This window comes from Candidatus Symbiopectobacterium sp. NZEC135, assembly GCF_025962695.1.
Map to the genome: position 1 here is coordinate 1 of NZ_JAGFPF010001058.1, position 746 is coordinate 746.

Consider the following 746-nt stretch of genomic DNA (forward strand, 5'->3'; position numbering starts at 1 on the left):
ACACGGCGGCGCCAGCAGTTGAATAAATCCGGCGCCCTGATTGACCAGGTGGGTACCCAGCGCCTTGATCGCCTGTGCACAGCGTTGCGGGTTGCCCGCGCCCGACAGCACCGACCAGCTCTGGGCAATGGCATCAATCTGGCACTCCGTCGACAGGTGCGATCCCAGCGGCTCTCCGTTATCAAAATAGCCACGGCGATACCAGGCACCGTCCCAGGCGTGGGTTTCAATATTTTGCTGTAACTGCGCCGCATGCTCGCGGCAGCGGGTGGCAAGCTGGTGTTCCTGTCGCCGCTCGGCCAGTGCGGAAAAGCGTTGCAAAATATCGTACAGGAAGAAGGCCAGCCAGACGCTTTCGCCTTTGCCTTCCAGCCCCACCAGGTTCATGCCATCGTTCCAGTCACCGGCCCCCATCAGCGGCAAACCGTGGCGACCCGTGGCAAGCCCGTGCTCGATAGCGCGCACGCAGTGTTGCCATAGCGTTTCAGACTGCGCGCTGACCACCGGCTGCTCATAGGCCGATTCTTCTCCGGGAAGCAGTTGCCGCCCTTCAAGATAGGGCACCGCCTGTTCCAACAAAGAGAGATCGCCGGTGGTTTCCACATAGTGGCACAGCGCCAGCGGCAGCCAGAGATAATCATCAGAGCAGCGGGTGCGCACCCCATTGCCCAAAGGTGGGTGCCACCAGTGTTGCACATCCCCTTCAATAAATTGGCGTGAGGCGCAGAGCAACAGTTGATCGCGCA

At 60.9% G+C, this 746-nt stretch carries 1 protein-coding gene; it reads right to left on the reverse strand.

Going from position 1 to position 746, the window contains the following annotated elements; translation table 11 throughout:
* A partial coding sequence (locus tag J5224_RS32410; protein ID WP_264629045.1) for a GH36-type glycosyl hydrolase domain-containing protein occupies positions 1–746 on the reverse strand: 746 nt, incomplete at both ends.